Annotated in this window: 23 protein-coding genes and 1 tRNA gene; 6 read left to right on the forward strand and 18 right to left on the reverse strand. The window is 45.3% G+C overall.

The window, feature by feature from the left end; genetic code table 11:
• Positions 1-6: 6 nt before the first annotated feature.
• From BM367_RS03930 to BM367_RS03995, 14 genes are all read right to left on the reverse strand, one after another.
• Positions 7-525, reverse strand: a complete 519-nt coding sequence (locus tag BM367_RS03930; RefSeq protein ID WP_092460904.1) for an OmpH/Skp family outer membrane protein — start codon at positions 523-525, stop codon at positions 7-9.
• Between the two features lie 94 nt (positions 526-619).
• Positions 620-3,358, reverse strand: coding sequence for a BamA/OMP85 family outer membrane protein (locus BM367_RS03935; RefSeq protein ID WP_092458012.1), 2,739 nt, complete (start codon positions 3,356-3,358; stop codon positions 620-622).
• The gene (locus tag BM367_RS03940) at positions 3,339-4,112 is read right to left on the reverse strand and encodes an isoprenyl transferase (protein WP_092458018.1); all 774 of its coding nucleotides are present in this window, start codon (positions 4,110-4,112) and stop codon (positions 3,339-3,341) included. The genes BM367_RS03935 and BM367_RS03940 overlap by 20 nt, the downstream gene beginning before the upstream one ends.
• A 103-nt stretch (positions 4,113-4,215) precedes the next feature.
• On the reverse strand, positions 4,216-5,097 hold the full coding sequence (gene porG, locus BM367_RS03945; protein WP_092458021.1) for a type IX secretion system protein PorG: 882 nt from the start codon (positions 5,095-5,097) through the stop codon (positions 4,216-4,218).
• A gap of 54 nt (positions 5,098-5,151) precedes the next feature.
• The gene (locus BM367_RS03950; protein ID WP_092458024.1) at positions 5,152-6,030 is read right to left on the reverse strand and encodes an NAD kinase; all 879 of its coding nucleotides are present in this window, start codon (positions 6,028-6,030) and stop codon (positions 5,152-5,154) included.
• Between the two features lie 23 nt (positions 6,031-6,053).
• Positions 6,054-7,436, reverse strand: a complete 1,383-nt coding sequence (locus tag BM367_RS03955) for a BamA/TamA family outer membrane protein (protein WP_092458027.1) — start codon at positions 7,434-7,436, stop codon at positions 6,054-6,056.
• 114 nt (positions 7,437-7,550) lie between these two features.
• Positions 7,551-8,234 (reverse strand): CBS domain-containing protein, encoded by a 684-nt coding sequence (locus BM367_RS03960; RefSeq protein ID WP_143103939.1) that lies wholly within the window; start codon positions 8,232-8,234, stop codon positions 7,551-7,553.
• 46 nt (positions 8,235-8,280) lie between these two features.
• Positions 8,281-9,099: an alpha/beta fold hydrolase gene (locus BM367_RS03965; RefSeq protein WP_245759888.1), complete on the reverse strand. Its 819-nt coding sequence runs from the start codon at positions 9,097-9,099 to the stop codon at positions 8,281-8,283.
• 37 nt (positions 9,100-9,136) lie between these two features.
• Positions 9,137-9,682 (reverse strand): CvpA family protein, encoded by a 546-nt coding sequence (locus tag BM367_RS03970; protein WP_092458032.1) that lies wholly within the window; start codon positions 9,680-9,682, stop codon positions 9,137-9,139.
• Between the two features lie 22 nt (positions 9,683-9,704).
• A complete protein-coding gene (locus tag BM367_RS03975) occupies positions 9,705-10,157 on the reverse strand; it encodes a GatB/YqeY domain-containing protein (protein WP_092458035.1) in 453 nt (150 codons plus the stop codon).
• A 12-nt stretch (positions 10,158-10,169) separates the two neighbouring features.
• Entirely contained in the window at positions 10,170-10,532 is a 363-nt protein-coding gene (gene gldC / locus BM367_RS03980; RefSeq protein WP_092458037.1) for a gliding motility protein GldC, read from the reverse strand.
• A 27-nt stretch (positions 10,533-10,559) separates the two neighbouring features.
• Entirely contained in the window at positions 10,560-11,639 is a 1,080-nt protein-coding gene (locus BM367_RS03985; protein WP_143103940.1) for a hypothetical protein, read from the reverse strand.
• Positions 11,640-11,645: 6 nt separating this feature from the next.
• Positions 11,646-12,788: a glycosyltransferase gene (locus tag BM367_RS03990; RefSeq protein WP_092458043.1), complete on the reverse strand. Its 1,143-nt coding sequence runs from the start codon at positions 12,786-12,788 to the stop codon at positions 11,646-11,648.
• Positions 12,785-13,603 (reverse strand): alpha/beta fold hydrolase, encoded by an 819-nt coding sequence (locus tag BM367_RS03995; RefSeq protein ID WP_143103941.1) that lies wholly within the window; start codon positions 13,601-13,603, stop codon positions 12,785-12,787. The genes BM367_RS03990 and BM367_RS03995 overlap by 4 nt, the downstream gene beginning before the upstream one ends.
• A 119-nt stretch (positions 13,604-13,722) precedes the next feature.
• On the opposite strand from BM367_RS03995, the gene BM367_RS04000 reads away from it, so the two are divergent.
• Positions 13,723-15,522, forward strand: coding sequence for an acyl-CoA dehydrogenase family protein (locus BM367_RS04000; RefSeq protein WP_092458049.1), 1,800 nt, complete (start codon positions 13,723-13,725; stop codon positions 15,520-15,522).
• A 10-nt stretch (positions 15,523-15,532) separates the two neighbouring features.
• On the opposite strand, the gene BM367_RS04005 is transcribed toward BM367_RS04000, so the two are convergent.
• From BM367_RS04005 to BM367_RS04015, 3 genes are all read right to left on the reverse strand, one after another.
• On the reverse strand, positions 15,533-16,837 hold the full coding sequence (locus BM367_RS04005) for an ABC transporter permease (protein ID WP_092458052.1): 1,305 nt from the start codon (positions 16,835-16,837) through the stop codon (positions 15,533-15,535).
• A 13-nt stretch (positions 16,838-16,850) separates the two neighbouring features.
• Positions 16,851-17,783 (reverse strand): ABC transporter ATP-binding protein, encoded by a 933-nt coding sequence (locus BM367_RS04010; protein WP_092458056.1) that lies wholly within the window; start codon positions 17,781-17,783, stop codon positions 16,851-16,853.
• Between the two features lie 527 nt (positions 17,784-18,310).
• Entirely contained in the window at positions 18,311-18,706 is a 396-nt protein-coding gene (locus tag BM367_RS04015) for a DUF3127 domain-containing protein (RefSeq protein WP_092458059.1), read from the reverse strand.
• 410 nt (positions 18,707-19,116) lie between these two features.
• Between BM367_RS04015 and dnaA the strand changes: the two genes are divergently transcribed.
• The 5 genes from dnaA to BM367_RS04040 all read left to right on the forward strand — a co-directional run bounded on the left by dnaA (position 19,117) and on the right by BM367_RS04040 (position 25,001).
• Positions 19,117-20,553, forward strand: coding sequence for a chromosomal replication initiator protein DnaA (gene dnaA, locus BM367_RS04020; RefSeq protein ID WP_092458062.1), 1,437 nt, complete (start codon positions 19,117-19,119; stop codon positions 20,551-20,553).
• Positions 20,554-20,598: 45 nt separating this feature from the next.
• Positions 20,599-20,691: transfer RNA gene (locus BM367_RS04025), tRNA-Ser, on the forward strand.
• A 110-nt stretch (positions 20,692-20,801) separates the two neighbouring features.
• On the forward strand, positions 20,802-23,696 hold the full coding sequence (gene uvrA / locus BM367_RS04030) for an excinuclease ABC subunit UvrA (RefSeq protein WP_092458064.1): 2,895 nt from the start codon (positions 20,802-20,804) through the stop codon (positions 23,694-23,696).
• An 86-nt stretch (positions 23,697-23,782) separates the two neighbouring features.
• Positions 23,783-24,253, forward strand: a complete 471-nt coding sequence (locus BM367_RS04035) for a DUF6452 family protein (RefSeq protein ID WP_143103942.1) — start codon at positions 23,783-23,785, stop codon at positions 24,251-24,253.
• On the forward strand, positions 24,225-25,001 hold the full coding sequence (locus tag BM367_RS04040) for a DUF6048 family protein (protein ID WP_143103943.1): 777 nt from the start codon (positions 24,225-24,227) through the stop codon (positions 24,999-25,001). Before BM367_RS04035 ends, BM367_RS04040 begins: the two co-directional genes overlap by 29 nt.
• Here BM367_RS04040 and BM367_RS04045 read toward each other — a convergent pair.
• Complete coding sequence (locus BM367_RS04045) at positions 24,992-25,435, reverse strand: DUF5362 family protein (RefSeq protein ID WP_092458073.1); 444 nt, start codon at positions 25,433-25,435, stop codon at positions 24,992-24,994. The two genes, BM367_RS04040 and BM367_RS04045, sit on opposite strands and share 10 nt — an antisense overlap.
• Positions 25,436-25,476: the final 41 nt, after the last annotated feature.

Raw genomic sequence — 25,476 nt, forward strand, 5'->3', positions numbered from 1 at the left:
AATAATTTATTTTTGAATTCCCAATAAATTTAATACATCATCACTTTTGTCAAGCCTCGGATCCGCATAAAAAACAGTGATGCCACCGGCTTTATCCAGTACAAAATCATAAGATCGCTGTGCAGCCAATTTCTGAACGGCCTGATATACTTCATCCTGAATGGGCTGTACCAACTTTTGCCGCAATTTGAACAAATCACCCTGATAGCCAAAACGCTGGTTTTGCAGATCACGCACGGCTTTTTCCTTTGCTACGATTTCATCTTCACGTTTCTTTCGCAGATCTTCATTCAATACCACTTTCTCTGCCTGATAGGAACGATACATTTCATCGAGCTGCTGATACTGTGCGTCTATTTCTTGTTGCCAGGCTTTTGACACACTATCAAGCTGATGCTGCGCCTGCTGATATTCCGGGATATGCTCAAGAATATATTTGCTGTCAATGACGCAATATCGTTGTGCAAATGCAGCAAGATTTGCCAACAACAGCAATACCACGAATATTCCAGTTTTTTTGTACATAATCAGTGCATTTATTTTGTAACGCATATTTTTATTTTGATGGTTGTGGTTAAAAATGCAAAAAACATCTGAAATGAACTGTTAAATATGGATGTTATTCTGGTTCATACCCCAGCATGAAGCTAAACTTGGTGGCATTGCGAAGTCCCTGACCGGGTTGCATTCTATCAAATCCGATTCCGTAATCAAATCCCAGCAAACCAAACATGGGCAAGTAAAAACGCATACCTATACCTGCATCGCGCCTTAACAGGAAAGGATTGTACTTCTGGAAGTTTTCATATCCATTGGCAGCATCGAAAAACAATAATGCAAAAATGGTTGAACTCGGATTCAAGGTAATGGGATAGCGCAATTCTACTGTGTATTTGTTGAAAATCGTGAATCCTTGATAACTCAATGGTTGGGTTTGTGTATTATCTTTTGGATCAGAGCTGTAATATACTTCATATCCGCGCTGCGAAATGATTTCTTTACCATAAATAGCATAGTTGCTTAATCCATCACCACCCAGTTCAAATCGTTCAAACGGCGACAGCAGGGCGTGAGAAGAGTATTTGCCCAGAAATCCATATTTAGCGGCCAGTTTCAGCACAAACTGTTTCTGATCCGTTCCATGCGGCCTGCCCAGAGGCACATACCATTCAGCATCAAACCGATATTTCTGATATTCAATGTATTTAAATTTCTGAGCCAGGGTTTTGCCTTCGTACACACTTTGTGATTCAAACAGAGAATAAGGTGGCGTGAATTCACCAGAAAGTACAATATTCGAACCGCTGCGCGGATAAATGGGTGCATCCACGGAAGATCGTGCCAGCGTGAGTTTCAAGCTCAGTTCATTGATATCTCCGTTGTTCAGTGGATTCCCGTAAAAGAATTGATAGTTTTTCAATGTATATCGCACAAAATTCACGGCTCCGGTAAGCGTGAAATAATCATCAGGCCAGGTAAGCCGTTTGCCCAAAGCCACCGTAAATCCTGTGGAACGCAGAAAACTGCTATCGGCCGAGCCGCCAAAGAATCCGGTGTAGGGGTTATACACACCACTGGCAATAAATGAATTGTATAAACTTACCGTGAAATTGTTCGGCTTCTTGCCTCCCAGCCAGGGTTCCGTAAAGGAAAAACTATAAGAGTGATAAAATTTACCGTTGGACTGATAACGCAATGAAAGCTTCTGTCCGTCGCCACTGGGCAGGGGTGTCCAGGCGTGTGGATTGGTAATGTTGCGCAAGGAAAAGTTGTTAAACGATAATCCCAATGTACCCGTTAGTCCGATGTAGCCGCCCCATCCGGCAGAGAGTTCCAGCTGATCGGAAGGTTTTTCCACCACCGACCAGCCAATATCTACTGTACCGTTGTCGGGGTTAGGCTGTGGATTCACGTTAACCTTCTGTGGATCGAACATGCCCAGCTGAGCAATATCGCGCTGAGATCGAATTAGATCGGCCCGACTGAACTTTTCGCCAGGAATCGTGCGCAGCTCCCTTCTGATGACATGCTCGTTGGTACGATCGTTTCCGGAAATGGTCACTTTATTGATCGTGGCCTGCGGACCTTCCGTGATGCGGATATCATAATCGATCGTATCGTGATATACCTGCGTTTCTACAGGCGTTACACGGAAGAACAAATAACCATCATTCAGATACAAACTGCTGATATCATCTCCCTGCTGGGTGGGTGTAATGCCAAGTCTTTTATTGAACAAATCCAGGTTGTAAGGATCGCCTTTATGAATGCGCAGAATGGCATTTAGCAAGGTGTCTGGATATTTGGTATTGCCGCTCCAGGTGATGTTGCCAAAATAATATTTATCGCCTTCATTCACCTTGATGGCAATATCTATGTTGCCATTAGGCGCCTGATAGATGGTATCATCCACAATGGTTGCGTCGCGATAACCCAACGAGTTGTAGTATTCAATAATCTTGGCCTTATCTTCCTCGTACTTGCTCTGGTTGAATTTGGCCGAATTAAACAGTTTAAACCGGAAATAAGGCTCCAGCACTCGCAGGGTTTTGGATGGATACAAAAAGCCCCATTCATGCAGATAATCGGAAAATGAATACGGATGCCCTCCATACACATTTACATCTCTTGCCGGATGCAGGGTGAGGCGCATACCTTCCTTAGTATTTTTCATCTGGGCTTTCAGCTTAGCATCTGGCACATGATCATTTCCTGCAAAAAAGATTTCGCTGATTTTAACCTTTTTCCCTTTGTGAATATTGAAAATCAAATCCACCGCATTCAGCATCACAGCCGTATCGGGCCTTTCGCTGATCTGCATGGTTATGTTGCGGTATCCCTTGTCCTGGAAATATTTGCGGATAGCCATTTCCGCATTGATTTTCATGTTATCGGTAACTACCGATCCCTGATGCAGATCCGTTTTGGTTTTCAGTTCATCAGCTTCTGTTTTGCTGACACCCCGGAAGTAAAAATTGGCCAGCCTGGGCCGTTCGGTGACATGGATATCCAGATAGATATCGTCGCCATCAATGCGGGTTACATAAATCTGGATGTTGGAAAACAAATGTTGTTTCCAGAGATTTTGAATCACTTTAGCCAGACCATCGCCCGGCAGGATAATACGATCGCCCACCGAAATGCCGGATACAGAAACCAGGAGTTGCGGATCGAGATAACGGGCACCGGATACCGTGATACCTGCAATGCGATAGGATTTGGGATTGGAGGGCAGCGCGGGAATCTGCGTGGTATCGACCGCTGCAGCTGATGGGGCTGATAGCTGCTGTGCCAGCAGATGATGCCCCCAAAACACGCATAAAATCCATACTACATGTCTACGAAAACATCTCTTCATTCTGCCGTATTTGTTCGCTCGTTTTCCCAAATCTTCTTTCTCTGGATTGAAAGTCTAAAATGGCTTCATACAGGTTTTCCTTCCTGAAATCTGGCCATAAGGTAGGTGTGAAATACAGTTCTGCGTAGGCAATTTGGTAAAGCAGAAAATTGCTGATGCGGTATTCGCCGCTGGTGCGGATAACCAGTTCAGGATCGGGAAAGGCGGCCGTGCAGAGATATTGTGCAAAGAGCTGCTGATCAATATCTTCAGGTCTCAGCTTTCCTGCACGCACATCGGCCGCCACCTGTTTAACGGCCTGCACAATTTCCCAGCGGGAACTATAGCTTAATGCAACAATCAGATGCAATCCATCATGGCTGGCCGTGAGCTGTATGGCCTCCTGCACTTCCTGCCTGCATACGGGAGGCAGCATATCCAGATCTCCAATTACATGTAAACGGATGTTGTGTTCCCGGAGGGAATCAATTTCCTTGTGCAGCGTTCTTACCAGCAGCTCCATAATGCCATTCACTTCATCAGAAGGTCGCTCCCAGTTTTCTGTGGAAAAGGCATAAATAGTGAGATAAGGTATCCCCAGCTCGCCACAGGCTTCCACTACACTCTTCACACTTTGCACACCTTCGTGATGCCCGTAAATGCGGTCCTGTCCGCGCTCTTTGGCCCACCGGCCATTGCCATCCATGATAATGGCAATATGCCGGGGCAATTTTCGGGGATCAATACGATCTTTTAATGTAGATGTTCCGGACATGTGGACCTTGCTTGTTCCGCAAAAGTCGAGAAAGTTACAAATATATCCTAATATCGGCTGAAAGGCTTGCTGGTATGGGTTTTTAACACAAGTTTAACCGCTTTCAGAGAGTGGGACAGCGGTAATTGCTGAACAGCACAGAAAAAGTAAGCTGTACAAAAATATATTGGTCTTTAGTGAGGCTGTTGCCACGCTGTCGCCCCGGAGTGCCAATCGCAGGCTGCCCGTTCCAGTTGGAGCGGTCCTGCAAAATAGCCGCTACAGAAGGCTGTCCGTTGGGTTTGGGAGGAAATGCCGTGATGCCTACATAGGTGGTACTCACATCATCCAGATAATCTGATGTCGTAAAACGGTGAATGGCTTCCAATCCGATATCCAGATTCCTTCCCAGATTGTATTTGATACCAGCGCCTACCGGAAAGCACAAAGCCTGCAAAGCATAGGGTTTCCGGTCCGGATACAGAAACGAGCCCTGCCCTTCTGTGCCCAGGGGCTGCAAATAATATTTTTGCCCCTGATAGTAGGCATAAGGATTGAAATGAAAAAAGCCCACACCAAATGCGAGATAGGGCGTAAACCTGTGATACTCACTGCCCGGCACAAACCGAAAAAAATTAAACTCCCCCATCAGCGTTATTTCCCAGATCATGGTATTAAAACTGAGGTTGCGCCGATGCTGAAATTCATTCTTATTATACACATCTGAATAGCCTAACTGAGCCAGCTCAGCTTCCAGACGTGCAGCCACGTAGGGGCTGAATAACTTGCGATAAAATATACCACCGGAAGCCTTAACAGCATGCCAGCCGTAATGGGTATTCAGATCACCGAAATATTCTGCCCCACCAGCAGCCACTCCGAGCTCAGAGGTATAAGCCAGGGCCTGATAAGATCGAAGAGAAATCTGTGCAGCCGTTGTCCCCGGCCATAGCCAGATGCCTGTAGTCAATGCAAAAAAGCTTAGCCAAACATAACATTTCTTCATCGCAAAATGCAATTGATTAAGTAACGTTTTACACCGGATTTTGGTATGCAGAAATCAATTTCGTTTGTCAATTCCCCAGAAGAGTTTGCTGCGAAGCGTTTGCAGAAAATTGGTTTCCTGAAGGCGAATGAGATTGAGCATAAAATCTTCCTTTCGAATGGCCATTTTCACATCACTGGTAATGGTTTCCATCCGGGCGTCCAGGGTACAGAGAAACTGTTCGCTGCGGCCTTCAATCTCAAACGAAATCACAGCATCATCCGGAACTACCAACGGACGCACGTTCAGGTTATGCGGTGCAACGGGCGTTACCACAAATCCACCTGCTTCCGGCAGCAAAATCGGTCCGCCACAACTCAACGAATAAGCCGTTGATCCCGTGGGTGTGGATACAATAAGTCCGTCGGCCCAGTAGGTATTGAGAAATTCCCCGTTCAGAAATGCATGGATGCGAATCATGGATGATGCATCTTTTTTATGCAGCGTGAAATCATTCAACGCATAAGGCACTTCTCCGAAAAGCGGAATGCTGGCATCCAGATGCAAAAGAATACGTTTTTCAATCACGTAATCATGCGAAAGCAAAGCATCGGCCATACGTTCAATCATATCACGGCCAATGTTGGCCAGAAAGCCCAGCCGGCCCATATTTACGCCCATCACCGGAATGGATTTGTCCCGAACCAGGCATAATGTATCGAGCAAAGTCCCATCGCCACCCAGACTGATCATACACGCTATCTTCTCATTCAGATCATGAGCAGTATAAAATAAAACAGGTTGCTGCGGCCAGCGGATGCTATTATGCATTTGCTCATACCACGGCGCATAAATCCACAGCTGCATGCCTCGCTGATGCAATGTGTGAATCAGCAATTGCACATCGGCCTGATCCTGCGGAGAAAAATTGCGGCTGTAGATAGCTACCTGCATGAAGTAATTTGACTAAAAGCAGATTATAATTCGGATTTGGTGTGTAAAAATAACCCATTTTGACCGAACTGATTGAAGCTGTATTCTACCCGCAAACGAACATCATAAAACGTAACAAAATCAATACCCACACCTCCGGTAAAAAGCCAGCGGTTGCTCAAATGGCTGACTTCTTGATATGGATCATAACCATAACCCATATCACCAAAACATTTGACATACACAGCCAGCGGCACATGAGCAAACTTGTCGGGTATCAGGGGCAGATGAATATTCCATTTTCCTATTTGGTATTTCAGATTGGTTTTGAGAATACCAAATGCACTGGCATCTACTACATTATATTCCAATCCGCGCAGATAGTTTTCATAATAACCCATATCCTGCCGCAAAAAATAAGGTTGATGAACCGGCAGCTGTACTTGTGTGCGGAAACCCGTGGCCAGATATATGCGAGGAAACAAAGGCATGTAGTAAGCCATCATAAGTTGAAGCTGGGTCATGTGTACCTGCCCGGGCCAGCCAAAGCCTTGCTGGAAAAAATCTGCGATCAGATTGAAGCCGCGCAGGGGATAAGCCCAATGATCAGCACCTGTATAGCTGAACCGATATTCCAGCCCCAGATATTGCTGATGAGTGCTACCTCCTGGCAGATAATCCGGATTTAAAGCTACGACAGTATCTCCTACTGTAAGGTTATGATAAGTAAGTGAAAGCAAATGCCGCGTACGAATATTTTTTCGATAAGTGAAATTCAATCCGGCATACCAGTTTTTGTAGATAAATTGCTCAGTCTTTAAATAAATCTGCTTATTGGCCTGCGTCATATAATTCACTTCCCGGTTGCGGCTGTAACCCGCCATCAGACCTAATCCTGCATGCATAACTTTATCAAAATACGGCAGGTTATAGGCAAGTGCATATTTGTATGTATATCCACTCTGGATAGTAAAAATCAATTGATCATTATTACCCGTAAGATTGTTATCAAAACAGTTGATGCCATAATTCACACGGCTGAGTTGGTGATGATGTTCTACCCACCAAACATTGAAGTTGCGATCGGCCAGGCTGAAAATAGGTACGGGAAATATATACCATCGTTCCACCACATCCACAGCAATATCTGCTTGTTGTGCATGCCAGTTTTTGAAATACACATTCACGCTCAGGAATAACGATGTATTGATAACGCGCTGCCGGGCTTCTTCTAACAGAGCAGGAGCCTGTTTCCACGGCAAGGTGTCTCCTGGATGAATGGCCAGTTCACGCAGGATAATGGCATCGTTGGTTTTTTTATTTCCACTGATATCAATATGCCTGATAATTACCACACCATCGTGCAGAGATGTGTCGGGGACTTCCGTAGCACCTATTACCGGTAAACGAGCCTGTTGTGCATGCATCCACGCAGGGAACAGAATCTGCAAAAAAATAAAATAGGGAATGAATCGGCGGCAGGTAGGAGCAATATGAGAACAAATGACATCATTCACAGCTATCAACAGGGCTCTGTGGTTTTACATGTTGATATAATTCATGAGCATGTCATAATTATCGCGCAGGCTGTCAATGGGTGATTCCTGGGCATAAACCTGCACCACCTGATAATGATATCGGGCGTAAGTGGCTACCAGTGCCTGCACATCCATGCGATTGGTTTTGAGATACACATTTACAATATCACGTGTGCTGTCGTATAGTGTGGATATATTCAGAATCCGTACGTCGTTCAATTCGGCCAGGCGGGCAATATCAGAAAGCATATAATCATGCGCAGCCATCTGCAATTGAATAATGGCGCCAGGCTCCTGCACATTCATCATCTTTGCCAGGCCTTCCAGCAGTTTATCCATAGTCACCGTTCCCACATAATGTTCAGCCTCATCCAGTACCGGGATCACAGATAACTGGTTTTGCTGATACACCCTGAGTGCGTCGAAAAGATTTGCCTGGATGGATATAGCAGGTTTATGTTCGCCCATGGGAATCTCACCGATTCTCAGGGTCGGAGGAAAATCATTCAGCTGTGCTTCAGTGGCAATACCCAGATAGGTAAAATGATCTTCTGCCACCACAGGTAGCTCCTGCACATGCTGATTATGCATGCTGGCCAATGCCTCGGCCACCTGCTGATGCGGGTACAAGGGAACAAACCGGGAAGATATGAACTGGCCTATCACCATGCCCTGCAATTTATACAAGAATAACGGATTTCCCCGAGCTCTTGTTGCTTGTCTGGCAAAAGATTTATTTTATTCCGTCTGCGTGCTTTTTCAGGAATTCATGGAGAATGGCATTGAAGGCCTCTGGCACCTCCATCATGGGTGCATGCCCGCATTTATCAATGTAATGCAATTCGGAATTGGGAAGCAAGCGATGAAATTCTTCAGCTACCAACGGCGGCGTGATGGTATCGTTTTTACCCCAGATCAGCAATACCGGTACCTGAATCTGCCGCAGCTCATCACCAAGATTATTGCGGATGGCCGATTTGGCAAGGGTAATGATTTTCAATGCCTTGAAACGATTGTTGACAATTTCAAACACCTCATCCACCAGCTCTTTGGTGGCTACCCGGGGATCATAAAAGGTAAGTTCTGTTTTTTTACGGATATATTCATAATCCCCGCGTTTGGGATAGGTTTCGCCCATGCCGTTTTCAAACAGGCCCGAACTGCCAGTGAGAATAAGTGTTTTCAGGTTTTCAGGATGATGCAACGCATAAATCAAAGCAACATGTCCACCCAGTGAATTGCCCAGCAAATGTACCTGACCATAGTTTCTGGTTTCAATGAACCTGTGCACATATTTGGCCAGGCCGCCCACCGAGGTATCCAGAATATTCAGTTCATAAAGCGGAAGGATGGGAATCACAACTTTGCAATGATGCCGGAAATATTCAAGGAGGTCCTTAAAATTACTCAGTGCACCGAACAAGCCATGAAGCAGGATCAATGGCTCTCCCTCTCCCTCTTCTACAAACCTGAATTTGCCATGTGTTTTGATCTCATAATCCATTCCCCGATCCTTGTTTATGGCGCTAAAATAAACTTTTTTATCCTTCATCCGCATGAAATCATCATGAAGCCCGGGCTGCAAGCAGCTATGCATGCTGCAACCGCCGCCCTACCTGTTCAAAGAAATGCTGCAGATCCTGAAAAATATGGCTAAATATCGGAATCCATTTCCCGATTTCTTCAATCACAAAAGGCCCTACGGGTGCTATCCAATGATACACCACAGAGTGTGCTTTGGTTGTAGGAGTAATCAGATAAAGCTGATTGGCCAGCCATAATACAATACTGAAAACGATGAGATACAAAAGCAGGTACAACAAAAAGCCCATCAGGCGGTTGAGCCAGCCCAGCGTGGCCAGCTGAAGCGCGCGCTCCAGAAGCTTGCCCAACAGATGCACCAGCAGGGCAACGATTAAAAACAACAACACAAATACCAATACCGGTAGCCAGGCCGCATGTGCCCAACCCAGACTATCCTGGAGCTTGTGCGCCAGTAAAGATGTAAGCTTCAAAGCTGCTGTCAGCCCCACAATCCACCCCGCAAAAGCAGCCAAAGCCATCACCAGCCCCCGGGTAAGACCCTTATACAGGGCTATCAATACTAAAACGGCAAATACAATATCTATCCACATGAGCGGAGCTGATACTGCGCGCTTATTTCTGCAGCAAAACCTTCACGATATCGGCTATCGTTTTGTTATCAGCCCTACCGGCCAATTGTCGGGTAGCTACACCCATGACTTTGCCCATATCAGCGGGGCCACGGGCACCCACCTGCTGAATGATTTGCTGCAAAGCTGCCTTCAATTCCTGTTCATCCATTTGTTTGGGCAAAAACTCTTCTATGACGGCCAGCTCTTCGGCTTCCTTGCGCACCAGATCGTCGCGGTTTTGCTGCCGGTAAATTTCTATGGATTCCCGCCTTTGTTTGGCCATCTTCTGCAACATGCGGTGTTCATCGGCTTCAGTGAGTTCACCCGATCTGCCCTCTGCCGTCTTTTCCAGCAGGATGGCCGATTTGATGGCACGTAAAGCACGAAGCCGGGCTTCATCCTTTGCTTTCATGGCCGCTTTAATACCTTCATTTATCTGTTGTTCCAATGCCATATAACATGAAATTTATGGAGAAGAAGAATCTGTTGACTGCAACTGCTGCTGCGCTTTCACAAATTCTGTGATAAACTCCTGGGCAAAATTTTTCATCCGCTCGGAAAGCTGTGTATGGCGGGTGGCACGGGCAAAACTATCGGCCATGCCTATTATGGTCTGATACATAAAATCAGCCATTTCATCCATTCGCATCTCTTTCGTCCATAGATCCATCTGCAGGGACGTGCGGGTTTGATCGTCCCACAGGGAAAGCAACATGGCTTTTGCTGCACGTGGCTCAGCCGCTGCCGTATCACTGGCCTGCCAGGAAATAGCTTCCGGAATACGTGCCGAATCGAGCGACACCTGAATTTCAATCCGCGAATGATGCATGATGTAAGTGGAATTTGAACAAATGTACTACGATTTCGGCGAGTGCAACGAAATGCACGACAGCACATGTGACTGCAGGGTCTGTAAAAATGTTTCGTATGCAAATGCGCGTTGATACTGACAGACCTGCACCATTTGTTTTCGCAGATATTCATCCTGATAAAGCCGAAGCCACTGAGCAGCAATGATTTCTGTATCCTCATAGGATATCCACATGCCAGCCACTGCCATCAAAGCCTGATAAACTGAATGCCCGATGCCCATCACCGGAACTTCACTGTACACCGATGCCAGCATCATCCGCCACTGGGCTGATACAGAGCCCACGGCCAAATAGGCATACGCCGAAGATAGCATGCCGGCCAGAACCTCCTGGTCTTCCACATCCTGCAATATCACGTCTTTGCGAAACTTGTAACCTTTCAGCAAACGCTCTGCCTGGGGAAAATGCCGCTGCTCAAGCAACCATACCCACCTGACAGCCGATTGCAGCCGTCTTTTCAATACGGAAAAAGCTTTTAGCCAGGTCACCATTTTCTTCATATCATGTACCGGAACTGCAGCCGAGAGAAAATAGGGATGCCCTTCCGTCAATTGCATCCGACATCGTTGTTCTTCTTCCCAGCTGCGGGGATGAAATACGGCCTCCGGCACCGGATACAGCACAGTTGTTCGCAAGGCTGAAGCCGATGTACCTTCGGATTGAAAAGGGAAAATTACCAGATGAGTGCGGGTATGCAGCTTATCCCAAAGCCATTGCTGGCTGAATGCCAATTGCTGATCCCCATTTCCGTCACCCGGACTTACATATACACAGCACGGTATCTGCCGACCCGCCTGAGTCGGCCGGTGAACAGAAAAAATGAGATCCGGCCGTTGCTTTTTCCACCAACGACGTACCCACGGAAATACCCATCTGTACAAACCGGCTGGCATATGCCGATGCATCGAAGCAGCCGACAACTGGGCCACCTGTGGACTTGTCAGGCAAATTATTTCTGTCTGATGAAATGATGGAATCAAATCCTGAATCACATAAAGCCAGTACGCATCAGCTTCCCATGGCCGACGAAGAGAATAAGGAAAAAATTCAATACCTAATCGCATATTCATTCATTTCAGCTTCCGATCTTTCCATTGATATTGGCTCCAAAGGCTCCACAACCCCGTACTTACAATGTAAGGAATATGCAAAAATTGTCCAGGGAAAAAATACCACAACAAATGTTTCTTTTGAAAAAACGCAGCAACCGGTATTAAAAAACAAAGTTCCACAACCGTTTTATACACCAGCAAACCCAGCGCCCATAGCCACCAGCGCGTATGAAAAAAACCGGCAAAGAACAATAAACAAAAAGTAAGATTCCAGCAATAAACACCAGCAAGAACCCAGGTAAGCCTTTTATCGTCAAACTTACCCGCTTTGGACGCCCAACGCACACGTTGATGCCAGAAGGCTTTCAGACCTTTTACCGGACTTGTTTTTACTATTGCTTTGCGGGATTTTACATAAAAAACCCGATCGGGATACGCACAGTATAACTTATACATCAGCAGCATATCATCTCCCGATGCCAAACCATCAATGCCGGTAAATCCATCTACCTCATTAAAAGCTTTCCGGCTATAGGCCAGATTGGCTCCATTGCACATGGTTCCTATTCTCAAATGATCAGTTGCTGCGGTAATTCCTTGCATCGTCATAAAATCAAGCGACTGAAAAATATCAAAGAAACTTTTTTCATTCGCATATATCACAGGCCCGGCCATACACACAGCGTGATATTGACGATAAAATGAAACAATGGTTTTTATCCAATCGGGTTCAGCTACACAATCCGCATCGGTAGTGATAATCAACTCTCCGCGGGCATGCGCAACACCCAGCTCTATGGCTTTTTTCTTAGGTGCACGCTGGCGCGATTCGTGGCTGATGTAATCGTTTACATGCAATATCCTGATGCGTGGATCTTTAATTTCCTGTACCCGTTGTGCGGTATCATCTGTAGAATCATCATCCATTACCAGAATTTCCATTTTATCTGGCGGATAATGTTGTCTGCAAATAGCATGTAAACATGATTGAATATGTTCTGCTTCGTTGCGTGCAGGTATAATAACGGATACATACACATCTTCATGTACATGTTGCAAATCCGGATCATACTCCTTCAAATGATTCCAACCATACCAGTAAATACCCATCAGCACACCATAAAACAAGGCAAGCAGTATTAATACATATAGCACTATCATGATGGCTTGTCAATTTGTTGTTTGATAAACCATGCAGTTTCTTCCGTTAACAACTGATGTCCGCAATCCAAAATAAGCATGTGTGCTTTGGGCAAACAACTGCAGAACCTTTTCCCGTGTTTTGATTGAATGACCCGGTCATATTTCCCAAAGAACAAATAACACGAAATAGCATATTGGTTAATGTTTTTCTTTATCATGGCAAGATCGGGCACAAAAGCTCGCAGGCTATTCCAGCTTTGCAGCACCAGCATGCGTTTTTCACGTGTGTTCATTTGCACTTCCAGAAATTTTTTCAGACTGGGCGATAGCAATTTCATCTTTTCAAGATATGTTGTAATCGTAAAAAACAATTTAGGATGATCTACATGCCATCGGAATAATTTTTTTCCAATTTTGGTACGGGTTAAAAAATAAAACCAGAAATTATGATGCAGGCCATCCGGTGCAAGCAATATCAGTGAGCGGATGTGTTGAGGCATTTGCTGGGTTAATCGCAAACATATTCTGCCACCCAGGCTATATCCCATCAGATCACATTGCTGTTGATGAAACTGATGCATGATCTGCTGCATCAATTCCTGCCAGTCAACAAGTTGGGGCAATGCCTCAGAAACTATTGTCTGCCGTGTTCCACCATGAAAGGGCAAATCAATGGCTATAATGGTGTAATCGCGCCCCCATGCCTGTTCCATCACCTGAAAACGCGATGCATCTTCCCCAAAACCGTGAAAGCAAATCAGCATGTGGCTACCGTTGCCCCAGCGCAGCCCATGCCATTGCCATCCGTCCGTGTACCACCATAAATCCTGCACCAGACAAAACTCAATATTTCTTTGATTTCCTGCAAACGGATCACACAGAAAAGAAATTCGGCTGACAGTGATTGCCTGTGTATCTGAATTATTTCTTAACTTCCTATCAAAATTCACATATGGAAACCATCGCTCCGGCAACCCTGAAAGGAGGAGAATTTTTAATCCGCCCTTCTGACAACATCTTCACTCCGGAAGACTTTGATGAAGAACAGCGCATGATTTATGACATGGCGCATCAGTTTATTGAAAAAGAAATCTGGCCTTTGCTTGATCGGATAGATCAACAGGAGCCCGGGCTCATGCAATCCTTGCTGGATAAGGCCGGCGAGCTGGGCTTGCTGGGTGCTGCCCTGCCAGAAACTTATGGGGGCATGGGTAAAGACTTCATTACAGCTACGCTTATCAATGAAGCTGTTGGCGCCGGACATTCCTTTGCTGTGGCCATGGCTGCCCATACCGGCATTGGCACATTGCCCATCCTGTATTTTGGTACGCCCGAACAAAAACAAAAATATCTGCCCGGACTGGCTACAGGAGCCATTAAGGGGGCTTATGCGCTTACCGAACCAGGTGCGGGTTCCGATGCCCTGAGTGGCAAAACCACTGCCCGCCGCAGTGCCGACGGCTCCCAGTTTATCCTGAACGGGCAAAAGATTTGGATTACCAACTCCGGTTTCGCCGATATTTTTACCGTATTTGCCAAAGTGGAAGGTGCTACAGACAAGCATCAGGGCTTTTCAGCCTTTATCGTGGAAAGAAATACCCCCGGCCTGAGCTTTGGCGAAGAAGAGCACAAAATGGGTATCAAAGGCTCATCCACCCGCCAATTGTTTTTCCAGGATTGTGCCATACCTGCCGATCATTTGTTGGGTGAAATCGGAAAAGGACACGTAATTGCTTTCAACATCCTCAATATAGGCCGGCAAAAATTATGTGCAGCTGCAGTAGGTGCCGCCAAAAGAGCAATTGAATTGAGCGTGCAGTATGCCAATAACCGCGAACAATTTCGTAAGCCCATTGCGAGCTTTGGCGCCATCCAATACAAACTGGCTGAACAGGCCGTAAGGCTCTTTGCCTGCGAATCAGCCCTGTACCGAACTACGCAATTGATTGATGCACTGGAAAAAGAATCGCTTGCACAGGGCATACCCCATGAAAAAGCTTTGCTGCAGGCTGCAGAAGAATATGCTGTGGAATGTGCCATCCTGAAAGTTTGCGGTTCGGAAATGCTCGATTATGTGGTGGATGAAGCCGTGCAAATTCATGGCGGAAACGGATTCAGCGAAGAATATCCGGTCTCGCGTGCATACCGGGATTCGCGCATCAATCGCATTTTTGAAGGCACCAATGAAATCAACCGCCTGCTGATTCTGGATATGCTCATCAAACGCGCCATGCAGGGACGTTTGCCCTTGCTGCAGGCCGCCAAAGCCGCCCAGGATGAGCTGCTGGCACCTCCCGCTGCATTGACCAACATCATCAATGCCAACAGCACAGATTTCCAAACTCTTCATTCACAAATTGCGCAATGGAAAAAACTCGCACTGCTGATTGCCGGCGCCGCTGTACAAAAGTTTATGCAACAGCTCGAAGATGAACAGGAAATCCTGATGGCTTTATCCGACATCATCATGGATATTTACCTGGCAGAAAGCAGCGTGTTGCGGGCAGAAAAAATCAGTCGGCAACAGCCAGATTCCCTCTATCCACTGCTGGCTCAGGTGTTTGTAGCCGATGCCACCTATCGCATTCAGCAACAAGCCAACGAAGCACTAATGGCTTTTGCCGAAGGCGATGAATTGCGCATCCTGCAATCGGCTATCCGAAGATTCTGCAAAGTATTGCCATTTAATACCAAACAAGCCCGACGCCGCATTACAGCTGCACTCCGCGAAGCCAATACCTATTGCTTCTGAACGAAATGATTTACTTTTTTCTACATAACCAACGGGCAATTTCTTTCAGGGTTACTTTTTTCCCGTACAACAAAATGCCCGTGCGGTAAATCTTTGCAGCCAGCCAGGTGGTAAATAAAAAAGTAATCGCCAGCAACAGCAAAGAAAGAGCCAACTGCCACCAGGGCACACCATAGGGCAAACGAGCCACCATTACGAGTGGAGAAGAAAACGGAAATAAACTTGTGAAAACAGCAAGCGCACTATCCGGATCACGTGCTACCCGCAGGGCAATAAGAAATGAAATCACAATCGGTAATGTGATCGGAAATGTAAGCTGCTGCGCGTCCGATGCATCCTGATCTACCACTGATCCGATAGCTGCAAATAAACTGGCATATAAAAAATATCCTCCTAAGAAATAAAGGATAAAACAAATCACAATTTCCAGTAAAGGCAATTTCAACAACTCAGCAGATACAGACTGCAACATCTGCATCTGTTCATTTGCTGAAACATCCGCCGGCTGCATGTTTTGCACCTGTGCATGTAAATCCGGCAATAATGGATGCAACAATCCCCATAAAACCAATATCAGGATAATCCAGATTAAAAACTGTGTCAGCCCCACCGCAGCAATGCCCATGATTTTTCCCAACATCAACTGAAAAGGTTTTACAGATGATACAATAACTTCAGCAATGCGGTTAACTTTCTCTTCCATCACTCCACGCATAACCGAAACACCAAAAAATATCAGAATAAAATAAATCAAAAAACCACAAATCATGGCTATAGCTATTGATACACCTGCCTGCAATTCAGATGCACGTGTCAAAGGCTGTTCAATATTTACCTGAATGCTATTTTTTACACTATCTATCATTTGCATATTCACGTGTAACTGGCTGAGCCGGAGGTGTTCAAGTGCATTTTCAAGTTTACTTTTTAAAACAACATAACTTTCCAGCGGCAATTTTTTCTGACTGAAATAACGTATACCGGCAGGTCTCAAAATGTTCAGCGTATCAGGGATATATAACAATCCATCGGCACCATGCGTTGCGGGATAAGATGAAAGCGAATCATTGGGTAAGGGTTGCTGCAATACCTGAAAATGAAAATGGGTATCATCTTTCCATAAAGAATCAAACAAATGACTTTTGTCCAGCACCGCAATCTGCAATTGTTGTGGCGCAGCTCCTGCAGCCAGATAAATTTCCAGTGCAATGAATCCAATAAATAAAAAAGGTACCAGCAAGGTTAGAACAATAAATGATTTTTTACGTACCCTGGTTATGTATTCTCTTTTAAGGATAAGCCATGTGTTGTTCATATATCAGAATAATTTATGCAGCTTCGATTGAAGAAGAGAAGGTTTGTTGCTGTACAGTTCTGATAAAAATCTCGTTCAGGGATGGAAGCAGTTCGCTGAATTCTAAAATCTGATATCCCTCCTCAATAAGTTTCCGCAACACATCATTGGGAGAAACATTTTTCTGCAACTGAATCACACATCGGTCAGATGTGGAAGATATAATGGTAAATGGTTTATCGGTAAAATCATGCTGCTGGAGCAAGGGATACGTTTTTATAATGAATTGCTGTTGTTTGAACTGTTCGCGCACCTGGCGGGTTTCGCCTTCCAGGAGTTTTACTCCTTTGTTCATCAAAACAATATGATCACAAATTTCTTCAACCTGCTCCATGCGATGAGTAGAGAAAATAATCAGACTTCCTTTTTTGCTGAACGAAAAAATTTCATCACGGATTAGGTTGGCATTAATAGGATCCAATCCGGAAAAAGGTTCATCGAGAATGATAAGCTCCGGTTCATGCAATACCGTTGCTATAAATTGCACCTTCTGGCTCATGCCTTTGCTTAAATCACCCACATTTCTTGACCACCAGGCAGTTAATTCCATTTTCTGCACCCACTCCCAGGCTCTGGTTTTGGCCTCTTTTGCTGACAAACCTTTCAGGCGGCCGAGGTAAATCAACTGCTCACCCACCGGCATTTTTTTATAAAGTCCTCTTTCTTCAGGCATATATCCGATACGCTGCTGATCCCGTTGCGGATCAAATGGCTGATCCCGGAAAATGATTTCACCTGCATCAGGAAATATAATACCTGTAACCATGCGCAGCAAGGTGGTCTTACCTGCACCATTGGGGCCCAGCAAACCCCAGATGCAACCCTTTTCCATATCCAGGCTGAAATCGTTTACAGCCCTGTGCTGTTCATAATATTTTTTGAGATTGCGTAAGGAAAGAAAAGCCATTCAAGGAATATTTAAGCACCAAAATAGAAAAACTTTCCGTTAACCAAAAGCCAGTATGTTATTTTTACATGAAGATTATTGCTAACTATCAGCCTATCCATTCAGCTCATATCTTGCTGATATATATATCAGCAAAATACAGCGCACATCATGATATCAAGACAATAGATATTTTAATTATTTTGTGTTGTGCGTAATACTTTTACTATGGTAGTGGAAAGAAATGTATGAATGGTAACTCAGTGATGAGATTAGATTTCTTCTTCTATGAAAAATTTTTTGCAGAGATTTTTACCTGCATCTGAAGAAACATGCCTGAAACGTAAAATATCACCTATTGATATGCATGATGGGATGACATTACACTCACCCGATTCGGCGACAAATAAGTAAAAACAAATTTGCTTTTTCATGGATAAACAAACTTTTATCTAATGCATGAAAAGAAACAAAAAATAAAAAACGGATATGATACATATCCGCTTCTATTTTAAATTTCCTTGAAGAAATCCTACCTATGAAATGCATCAGAAAGGCAAATCATCCCCTTCTGACATATCTTCCTGAGGTGCAGGATTATAACCGCTATTCATGTCAGACATGACCGGTGCGGATGACATACTTTGTGCGGACTGAACCAGCTCAATTTTCCAGGCATCCAGGTTGGTGATATAGTTTACCCGGCCATCTTTTTCCCACTTGCTACCTTTCAAATTAAAACTCACTTTTACTTCATCTCCTTCTTGAAAACGATCAATCAAAGATGTACGATCCTGAACCAGTTGAAACTTAATGTATTGGTTGATCAATTTCCCACCGAAATCGTCTGTTTTCTCAATGACAAACTCGCGTGTACGAAAGCTTTCGGTGCGCTGGACAACATCAAATTTGGCAACAATTTTGCCGATGACTTCGAAGCTCATGATCAAAGATTTTTAGGAGATACCGAATAAAAATATCTTTCGACAAATATACAATTTCTATTTGGAGAGTTGAATAAAAATTTACTATATTTCAACTGCCGTAGTTTTTTCTGTGTGATAAGTTGCATAATGTGAAGGCTAAATAAGGCTTTTGCACAAATGAATTTTTGTCAGCATCTTTTCAAACCCTTTCTGGAAGCGAATTTTCATGGCATGGAGAAACTGATGATGTTGCATAACTTATCCTTTTATTTAAAAAGGATTTTGTAAACAAACAAGGGGTGTAGCATTTTTTTTTTCAGAAATTTCTCATGAAATTCGCTCCCCCTCCAGGAAATTTTCAGGCCTTGCTGGCTGAAGATTTCCCAGATTTTTTTCTAAACTGTCCGAATACAAAATAAACCTGATACATGGAAAAAAATTGCGAAGTTGTATGGGAAAAATGTTTGAGTATTATCCGGGATATTGTGGAATGGCAACCATACAAGACCTGGTTTGAACCTATTAAGCCTGTAAAGCTGGAAAACAATGTACTGACCATCCAGGTACCCAGTCAGTTCTTTTACGAATATCTGGAGGAACATTATGTGGAATTACTGGCCAAGATTTTGCGACGGGAACTTGGAAAAGATGCCCGGCTTGAATATCGCATTGTGGTGGAAAAGGGATCAGCCCAACGCCATCCCGCTACGGTAGATATGCCCACCCACTATGACAAACCCCAAACCCAGAACGAGGTGGATTTTCCATTGTTTCAGCAAAACACGCCCGTTAAAAATCCTTTCGTGATACCTGGATTGAAGCGCATTCAGATTGACTCTCAGCTCAATCCTCATTACACCTTTGAAACATTCATTGAGGGCGACTGCAACCGGGTGGCCCGGCGGGCAGGAAAAGCCGTGGCAGAGAAACCCGGCGCCACCTCCTTCAACCCGCTGGTCATTTATGGAGGCGTGGGACTGGGCAAAACCCATCTGGCACAAGCTGTGGGCAATGCCGTGAAAAAACTGCATCCCCACAAAACCGTACTCTACGTAAGCACCGAAAAATTTATCAACCAGTTTATCGACCATTCCAAACACAACGCCATCAACGATTTCATTCATTTTTACCAGCTTATTGATGTGCTGATCCTGGATGATATTCAGTTTTTTGCCAATGCTGAAAAATCACAGGATGCTTTCTTTGCCATCTTCAACCATCTGCATCAATCTGGCAAGCAACTGGTCTTAACCTCCGATAAGCCACCTAAAGACCTGGAAAAAGTGCAGGAACGCCTGCTGAGTCGTTTTCGCTGGGGATTGAGTGCTGATCTGCAGGTGCCTGATTTTGAAACCCGCATGGAAATCCTGGAAAACAAAATGCGCAACGATGGATTGGAAATGCCCAAAGAAGTTGTCAAATACATTGCCTATAATATCCAGACCAATGTGCGGGAACTGGAAGGCGCTCTCATATCGCTGCTGGCACAATCTTCCCTGAACCGGAAAGAAATTGATCTGGATCTGGCTAAAAAAGTACTGAAATCTTTTATCAAAACATCTTCCAAAGAAATCACCATCGAAGCTATCCAGCGCATGGTATGCGAACACCTGGGTGTGCCCTATGAAAAACTGCTGGAGAAAACCCGCAAACGCGAGATTGTGCAGGCAAGACAAATTACCATGTATCTGGCCAAATCATTTACCAAGAATTCACTGAAAACCATCGGCGAACATTTCGGAGGCCGGGATCATACCACGGTGATTCATTCCTGCCAGACGGTGAAAGACCTGATGGAAACCGATGCGGCTTTCCGGGAAATGCTGATGGAATTGCAGCAAAAAGTACAGCTATCGGCTCTGTAATTCATAGAACCTAACGAGAAAATCCTATATTTGCAAAGCTTGTTGGGTGAGGTGCCTGAGAGGCCGAAAGGAGCGGTTTGCTAAACCGTCGTGGTGCCCAAAGCGCCACCGCGGGTTCGAATCCCGCCCTCACCGCCAAAGGATGGGCATCCATCCTTTTCTTTTTCCTGTCAAAGCTGATTGTATCTGTAGATTGCAAACTTTCTCTCCGTAGTTTTGTTTCTAAATCACGCGTTGATCCTTAGGGCATGAATCAGAACACAAGTGAAGCAGAATCCCGGCTACATGCATCTGATACGATTGCATCTCCTGCCGTTGCAGAAGAGGAAGGAATTGCCGTACAGGGTGCCCGCGTACACAACCTGAAGAATATTTCCGTAACCATCCCCAAAAACCGGCTGGTGGTGATTACCGGTGTCAGCGGCAGCGGCAAATCCTCTCTGGCTTTCGATACCATTTATGCTGAAGGACAGCGGCGTTACCTGGAAAGTTTTGGGACCTATGCCCGCCAGTTCATAGGCGAACTGGAACGGCCCGATGTGGATCAGATTACTGGCCTATCGCCCGTTATCTCCATCGAACAAAAAACAACCGGCCGCAGCCCCCGTTCCACCGTGGGTACGGTAACGGAAGTATATGATTTCATGCGCCTGTTGTTTGCCCGTATCGGCGAGGCTTATTCGTACAACACAGGCAAAAAGATGATTCGCTTCTCCGAAGAAGAAATCATCCGGCATTTGTTTAAAAAATTTCTGCATCAAAAACTCACCCTGCTGGCCCCCGTGGTGAGAGGCCGGAAAGGCCACTACCGGGAGCTGTTTGAACAGCTGCGCAAGCAAGGTTATCTGAAAGTGCGGGTTGATGGCGAAATCCGGGAACTGGTACCCAAAATGCAGGTTGACCGATATAAAATTCACGACATCGAAATCGTGATTGATCGGGTGCAGGTGGAAAAAGAACAAAAAACCCGGATTACCCAAAGCGTACAAAAAGCCCTCGAAACAGGCAAAGGCCTGATCTATGTGTTGGAACATCAAAGCTCAAAGCTGCATATATTCAGCAAACACCTGATGTGTGCAGACACGGGTATTTCCTACGAAGAGCCCTCGCCCAACACCTTTTCTTTCAATTCGCCTTACGGTGCCTGCCCCCGCTGCAAGGGCTTAGGGGCTATCTATCAGATTGATCTGGAAGCCCTCATCCCGGATCCGGAAAAATCGATTGAAGAAGGCGGACTGGCGCCGCTGGGCGAAATGAAAGACAATTTCATTTTCAAACAAATCCAGCAACTGGCCCGCAAACACGGCTTTTCCCTGCGTACCCCTATCAAAAACCTGCCACGTAAAATCTTAAACCTCTTGCTTTACGGCAGTGAGGAAGAAAAAGTAACGGTTGACCTGGGTTTTGAAGAAGGTTTTTATCAACCTTACGAAACCGGGTTTGAAGGCGTAGCCAACCAGGTGATGCGCTATTTTTATGAAAGTCCTTCCGACATGGTGCGCAGCTGGGCCGAAGGGTTCATGAAACTGGCGCCTTGCCCGGAATGTGGCGGTACCCGCCTGAAAAAAGAAAGCCTCTGGTTTAAAATCCATCATAAAAACATTGCCGAGCTCAGTGCCATGGACCTGCGTAGCCTGCAGGCCTGGTTTGATGATCTGCCCCGGCACCTGAACGAGCGACAGCTGAAAATCGCACACGATGTGCTGAAAGAAATTCATGACCGACTGCACTTTCTGCTGCAGGTAGGGCTGGATTACCTGACCCTCGACCGCCCCAGCAAAACCCTGAGCGGTGGCGAGTCACAACGTATCCGGCTGGCTACCCAAATCGGCTCGCAGCTCATGGGCATCACCTACATTCTGGATGAACCCAGCATAGGTTTGCACCAGCGCGATAATCACCGCCTCATCCAATCGCTGAAGGAACTCTGTCAGATGGGCAACACCGTTATCGTGGTGGAACATGATCGCGATATCATGCTGGAATCGGATTATATCATTGACATCGGTCCGGGCGCCGGTGTACATGGCGGAGAGATCGTGGGACAGGGTGCGCCGGAAGAATTCAAACAATTGCCTACGCTCACAGCTGCCTATCTGCGGGGCGAACAAAAGATTTCGGTACCCGCCCAACGCAGAAAAGGAAATGGCCTGTACTTGAAACTTTACGGTGCCAGTGGCAACAACCTGAAAAAAATAGATGTGAGCTTCCCGCTGGGCACTTTCATCTGCATCACCGGCGTGAGCGGCAGCGGCAAATCCACCCTGATCAATGAAACGCTGTTTCCTGTTCTGCATGCCTATTGCTACGGGTCACGTACCCAGCCTTTGCCCTATCAGAAAATAGAAGGGCTGGAATACATTGATAAGGTTATTGAAATTGATCAATCGCCCATTGGCCGCACCCCGCGCAGCAATCCGGCTACGTATTGCGGATTTTTTACCGATATCCGTCAGCTGTTTGCCCAACTTCCTGAATCCAAAATCCGTGGATACAATGCAGGTCGTTTTTCCTTCAATGTAAAGGCTGGCCGCTGCCCCGCCTGCGAAGGAGCCGGCTGGCGCACCATCGAAATGAATTTCCTGCCCGATGTGTATGTACCCTGCGAACAATGCAACGGACGAAGATACAACCGCGAAACCCTGGAAATCCGCTACAAAGGCAAATCCATAGCCGATGTGCTCGACATGACCGTGGATGAAGCGGTGGAATTTTTTCAATCCATCCCCTCACTCTATCGCAAAATCAAGGTGCTGCAGGAGGTTGGCCTGGGTTATATCACGCTCGGACAATCGGCTGTTACCCTTTCCGGCGGAGAAGCCCAGCGCGTGAAGCTGGCAACTGAATTAAGCAAAAAAGATACGGGCCGCACCTTTTATATCCTGGACGAACCCACTACGGGCTTGCATTTTCAGGATATCCAGCACCTGCTCGATGTGTTGCAAAAGCTCGTAGATCGGGGCAATACCGTATTGGTCATCGAACACAACATGGATGTCATCAAAGTGGCTGATTACATCATTGATCTGGGGCCAGAAGGCGGAGCCGGCGGCGGATATATCGTTTGCCAGGGCACACCCGAAGAAGTGGCCCACCATCCGAAAAGCTATACCGGCATGTATCTGAAACAGGAACTTACCTAACTCCAGGATGAATGCTGATTCTGATGGTTGATTTCAAATTTGCAATCCATTCATTTCACCTATCTTCGCGAAAACAACCATGATACATGCGCTTCAGGCTGTGGACAATTGTTTGCCTGCTCATGATTATATCAGCCTGTAATCAGGATATCAAAATTTGTGAAGAACCTACGGATGTAAAACTTACCATCGGTTTTTATCACAAGATTGACAGCACACAATATCAAGATACTTCATTATCTCTTGCTTATGTGCAAACCTTGCATCAACCACCCGTGTTGCTGATTGATACCAGCACATTTCAAAGCATTTCCTTGCCACTGAATCAATTGGCTGATTCGAGTGGATTTATCATTCAACCAGATTCGGTAAACTTAGCAGATACAATTTTAATTTACTATGCACGTCAGCAAAAATTGCTTTCTCCCGGATGTGGATTTGTAACATTTTTTACGATCGATACCATTCATTACACCACCCATCATATTGATTCAGCATCTGTTGTCAACAAATCAGTGATCAACATACATGAAGAACATATTCGTTTGTTTTATTAGTCTGCTGATCATGCATATCGGTCATGCCCAGCAAAAAACGGATACATCCGCTGTTCAAAAAGATACTCTCTCCGCTGCTGAGCATCCGGGCACCCAACCGATGCGACATGATAGCGTAATGTTGGTTTCACATGATCTTCGTCTGGGAATTGATTTAAGCAGAATAGCCATGCCTTTTCTGCAACCGGGCAGGCGCGATGTGGAAGTATCAGCCGATATGCAGATAATCCCCAACCTATACGGAGTGGTGGAATCAGGTTATCATCAAATGCAAATCCATAAAACCGGATTGTTTGAATATCATAGTCATGGTTATTTTTACAGAATTGGAATTGATAAAAATATTTTACCACCTGATCCCAATCATCAGCGTCAGGATATTGCCTATGTTGGATTCCGCCTGGGACATGCGGTGCTGCAACAAACCGTAAATAGTTATCATATCACAGATACAATCTGGGGAAATGTGGATGGCAGTATCCCCACACAAACCATCCAGGGTTTATGGCTGGAATTTGTAGCAGGATTAAAAATACAAATTGCAAAATATGTAGATCTGGGATGGTCTGTTCGTGGCAGAACATTGCTGAATCATCCCGAACAGCATACCAATGTGCCACCTTATGTGATACCCGGATTCGGCAAGGGCAGCAGCAGACAAGCTTTTGATTTCAATTATTCGGTGTTTTTCCAAATTCCTTTATTTCAAAGCCATTACACTATACACCAAAAACAACATCAACCCTGAAGGGATAAACCAATGATAAAACCTATTACACCTACAACGCACAGGATGATCACAATCAGAATCAAAACACCTATAAAATGAAAGTAAGACTTTAAATACAGAAATGATTGGGTAAGCTCGCTATGCTGCATATCAAGAATCGCCTTTTTGGCTTTTGTTGCAAACTGAAACAACCGTAGCGTGGGAATAAAAGAAATGATTGCCGTCGCAAAGTAATAGATTGCGATCGCAAGTGCCGACTCAAAACCATAGCCGTAAAACGCATTGGTAAAAGAGCTGCCGGCAATAGCTGCAACACCAACCAACACAAACAAACCTATAAGCACAAACGAAACAATGGCTATAAACTTTGCCCATTTAGCCGCAATTTTAAGTGCTGCAACAGCAGCTTCTTCGAGGTGAAGCGCAGGTTGGGGTGAAATTGTGTTTTCCATTTCAAAAAGATTAAATGAATAATAGCGAAATAAACACAAAA

Source organism: Thermoflavifilum thermophilum (assembly GCF_900116565.1).
GTDB classification, from domain to species: domain Bacteria; phylum Bacteroidota; class Bacteroidia; order Chitinophagales; family Chitinophagaceae; genus Thermoflavifilum; species Thermoflavifilum thermophilum.